Annotated in this window: 6 protein-coding genes; 3 read left to right on the top strand and 3 right to left on the bottom strand. The window is 51.7% G+C overall.

The features are described 5' to 3' along the window. Window positions 1-104: 104 nt before the first annotated feature. Window positions 105-338, bottom strand: coding sequence for an exodeoxyribonuclease VII small subunit (locus ABYP33_RS17875; protein WP_373092581.1), 234 nt, complete (start codon window positions 336-338; stop codon window positions 105-107). A gap of 148 nt (window positions 339-486) precedes the next feature. Between ABYP33_RS17875 and ABYP33_RS17870 the strand changes: the two genes are divergently transcribed. Together ABYP33_RS17870 and ABYP33_RS17865 are read left to right on the top strand one after the other, a co-directional pair. Further along, window positions 487-1,026, top strand: coding sequence for a DUF924 family protein (locus ABYP33_RS17870; RefSeq protein WP_373092580.1), 540 nt, complete (start codon window positions 487-489; stop codon window positions 1,024-1,026). 41 nt (window positions 1,027-1,067) lie between these two features. After that, a complete protein-coding gene (locus ABYP33_RS17865) occupies window positions 1,068-1,616 on the top strand; it encodes a hypothetical protein (RefSeq protein ID WP_373092577.1) in 549 nt (182 codons plus the stop codon). A 22-nt stretch (window positions 1,617-1,638) separates the two neighbouring features. Here ABYP33_RS17865 and mscL read toward each other — a convergent pair whose 3' ends face one another. Then, window positions 1,639-2,091 carry a large-conductance mechanosensitive channel protein MscL gene (gene mscL / locus ABYP33_RS17860; protein WP_373092575.1) on the bottom strand — a complete coding sequence of 151 codons (453 nt, stop codon included), beginning with the start codon at window positions 2,089-2,091 and terminating at the stop codon, window positions 1,639-1,641. 323 nt (window positions 2,092-2,414) lie between these two features. Between mscL and ABYP33_RS17855 the strand changes: the two genes are divergently transcribed. After that, window positions 2,415-3,218, top strand: coding sequence for a hypothetical protein (locus tag ABYP33_RS17855; RefSeq protein ID WP_373092573.1), 804 nt, complete (start codon window positions 2,415-2,417; stop codon window positions 3,216-3,218). Between the two features lie 51 nt (window positions 3,219-3,269). Here ABYP33_RS17855 and ABYP33_RS17850 read toward each other — a convergent pair whose 3' ends face one another. After that, a complete protein-coding gene (locus ABYP33_RS17850; protein ID WP_373092571.1) occupies window positions 3,270-3,659 on the bottom strand; it encodes a hypothetical protein in 390 nt (129 codons plus the stop codon). Between the last annotated feature and the right edge of the window lie 206 nt (window positions 3,660-3,865).

Below are 3,865 nucleotides of genomic sequence, written 5' to 3'. Positions count from 1 at the left end.
GCGTCTGCATATTCGCTGCCGATATTACCAAGTAGGCTGGGCAGTGCTTGCTGGACACGTTGTTGGCAGTGCGCGAGGAAATTGGCGAAATCTGGGGTCATTAATCAATCTTCCGCAACGAGGGTTTTACTAACGATTTCTCCGTCTTTGTTCATTAGCAGCTGTACTTTCTGCTCGGCGTCGGCCAAAGCTTGCTGGCAGTCTCGACTTAATTGCATGCCGTCTTCAAAGGCTTTTAATGAATGCTCGAGACTGAGATCCCCTGATTCCATGCTTTGCACGAGCTTTTCCAGCTCAGAAAGGGCGGTTTCAAAATTCACTGTTTTTGCCTTGGCCATGCCATGCTCCCTAAGTATTGCGATGATTGCGTATTGAGCTCGGCTATTCTAGCAGTGTCGGGGAGATGAGGGTAATTGCGAACTTACTATGGTTGCCTAAAGAGGGCTAAGGTATGCTGATGAATAGTTAGGATGAGCGAAGGCTTTAATGCATTTTCAAAAAGTAATCGATTTTTGGTTCAATGAGCTACCCGCCGCGGCGCATTTTCGTAAAGACCCAGATCTTGATCAATATATAGCCAATCAATTTGGCGAGGTTCATCAGGCTGCCGTTGCTGGCGAATTGTATTCATGGCGCTACAAGGCCATGGGCCGCTTGGCCGAAATCATCGTGCTAGACCAGTTTTCACGCAATATCTACCGCGACCAGGCCAAGGCGTTTGCCGCCGACGGCCAGGCCTTGATTTTAGCGCAAGAAGCAATTCGGGCTCGTGCCGACGAAGACTTGAGTCAACCGCAGCGGGTGTTTATGTATATGCCTTATATGCACAGCGAGTCGGAGGCTATTCAAAATGCCTCGCTCCGCTTATACGAGGGGCTGGGTTTGGCCGATAACTATCGTTTTGCGATAAAGCACCAGCAGATCATCAAAGAATTTGGCCGCTATCCCCACCGCAATGCTATTTTAGGTCGCGAATCGACGGCCGCCGAAGTCGCCTTTTTGAAAACGGCAGGCTCATCTTTTTAAACGCGCCGATTCTGGCCCGTGCAAAGCAAATGGAGAGTTCAATGCGCGCATTATTGCCGCTGTGTTTAGTAGTTTATTTCATGGTGAGTGCGCCAGCACACGCCGAGTGTGGCTACCCAGATAGTGATCGCGGGCAAGCGCCAGATTGGCTGTGTAGTGAAGGTGATTTTGAGGGGGCCGGATTCTTGGCGGTTGGCGACAAAAGCCGGATGCCGTCGATTTCATTGCAAAACCGCTTGGCGGGCAAAAGCGCAATGACCGCTGTGGTATCCAAAATTTATGCTCACGCCGCCGCCGAACTACAGGCGGAACTACCGGCGGGCGTGCGATTATCCGTGACTAATCGTGTCGACTGGGCACAAGTGGCGCATTTTAAAGGCATTAGCGTGCTCGATAAAGCGGTGAGCCCCCAGCGCCACCTCTATGTCTTGGCCGGGGTGGAAGCTGAACTTCAGTCGGGCATGGTTTACACGGCAAGGCGAGAAATTTTAGCGGCAAACAAAGCGCAGATAATTGCTTCCTTGGGCAAGGACGTCTGGCGCAAACTTAATATGCCCATGGATAAGCTCATGACTGAAGCTCAGCGTTAGCCTAGCGACTACCCTGCATCTCCTAGGGCGTTAGCGTCGAGGTACAGTGCGGACAGCGGCTGGCCTTAATCGCAATTTTAGAGAGGCATTGGGGGCAGTCTTTGGTGGTCGGTGCCGCGGGGGCAGCCTCATCTGCTTTTTGCATATTGTTCATGCTTTTAATCAGCATAAAAACTGAGAATGCGACGATCACAAAGCTTAACACCGCATTGAAAAACACCCCGTAATTGACGGTCACTGCCCCGGCAGCTTGGGCGGCCGCCAAATTGGCGTAGGGGCCGGCAACGGCGCCGTCTTTTAAGATGACAAATAAATCAGCAAAGTTGACCCCGCCGAGTAATAGCCCGATGGGCGGCATGATGACGTCAGCAACCAGGCTTTTGACGATGGTGCCAAAGGCGCCGCCGATAATAATACCCACGGCCATATCCACAACATTTCCGCGCATGGCAAATTTTTTAAATTCGGTGAACATGGCTGTGGCTCTCTTGGTGAATTGCAACTTGGTTTAACGCGGCTGTTCCGCCGCGGTCGAGTTTATTTATAGAAGTAAATTACCGACGATGCCAGCAAATGCGTAGGGCGCTGTCCATTTTGGCGCTCCTCTTGAGGAGTGTCTTTGATTCTGTGGTCTACTTTGGTGCGCGGCAATGGTGTTGTGACTAGTCAATCAGGGTAGGTGACTGCAAAGGCTTGGCGGGCGAGGCGCTAGCGTGAATTTAGGTCTGGGGTAAATCTAGGCTCCATTTTTGCTTGTATGGTGTTAAGCCATCCCTGTTGATTTTGGAAAAGTATATAATGATATTGATACCTTCGTTACTTATACGTCGAACCTTGGCGATAGCTCTCTGCTTTGCTGCGACTGTTGGCCATGCCGCGACGCCACTTTCTGACCTGTACAGTGCAGTACCAAGGCCGCCAGCGGATGTCACCGAGGCGCTTACTTGGGTCAATGAAGGGGAGATAGTGCAGGCCAAGTTTGTCGCCGTAGCGGCGGCCTTGGCTGCTGAACGCGCAAAAATTGCGACACTGAATGGCGGGGCAACACCGAGCATACCAATAAGCGTAGCGACTAGTATTCCAGATAGCGTTGAGGTGCAGGCGGCGGCTCGCAGCTTTGCTGACTACTTGGCGCACGCCCAGGGTGATGCAGCGCCTAAGGCGGTGCTAGGCAAGCGCAAGCGTTGGCTACAGGCGGCTTTTGGTAGCAGTCAACTGGAGATCAGTAGGAGCATGGCGCCCTGTGACACGCCCTGTACGGATACGGCTGTTATTGAGGCGAATAAGCGGCTTGTTAGTCGTCGAAATTATGAGTTAAAAACTGAACTTAGGGCGTGGAACGCAATGTTCGACGACTGGAAAACGAAGCAATTTGGCGTGTTAATTGCCGGTGATGCTCATATTGAAGCAGCAGGCGGTGCGGCGACCACCGCGCAGGGGCGCTCGATAATGGCGAGTTATCAGGCGGCGATGCTCGATGAAATTGAGTTGCTATTGTCGATTACGAAATTATGTGTACTGCGCGCCGAGGCCATCGTTAAGGGGCTGGATGGCTCCGAACCAGATGCAATAAGCGGTGCGACCAAAAAGGCCGCCAAATAAAGTCGCGGCACCGCACCGTTGCGACGGTGCGGGCTGATTTCTTTGCCGCTGTTAGCGGGCGTAGCGAATCGTGAGTGCCGTTGTTACGCCCCACACCCCATTGATGGTTAACACCAGAATTGGGGTATATAGACCTAGCTCTAGGCCGCCTAAACCTTTCTGAGCTTGCGGGAAAATGAGGAGTAGTTGAACGGCCGTCGGGAATAGACTCAGCACTAAGCCCTGGCTAAGTGGGCGTGATGTCTGCATCGGTAGCACAAACAATAAACCCCAAATACCTCCCCAGACAATACGTGGATAAAGCCAGCTTGGCGTTAGATTGGGCGCAATGGCAATACCTAGGCGAGTGGTTATGCCTTGGTCGCCAAGCAGCCAAATGGCCAGGCTATTAACAAGAGCGCCTAGGCAGCCTGCGGCAAAAAAGATCAGAAATTTTCTCATGGAGGTTCTCTTTAGATAATAGGTATTGCTGCGCACCGCATTGTCTATAGGATGTGGTCAATAGCGTAGCTGATATATTACCCCGCTACGTGGTGAACTTGCGCCTTACGAATTAGTAATCGCCTAGTGGTATCCGCGTGGCACAATAAGAGGCAAAATGACGTCTATTAGACAATGTTTGTAACAGTGCTGAGTATAGATTGTAG

Source organism: Zhongshania sp. (assembly GCF_041584495.1).
Taxonomy (GTDB): Bacteria; Pseudomonadota; Gammaproteobacteria; order Pseudomonadales; family Spongiibacteraceae; genus Spongiibacter.
The sequence above is the reverse complement of the archived record's forward strand: the minus strand, read 5'-3'. Positions and strand labels throughout refer to the sequence as shown.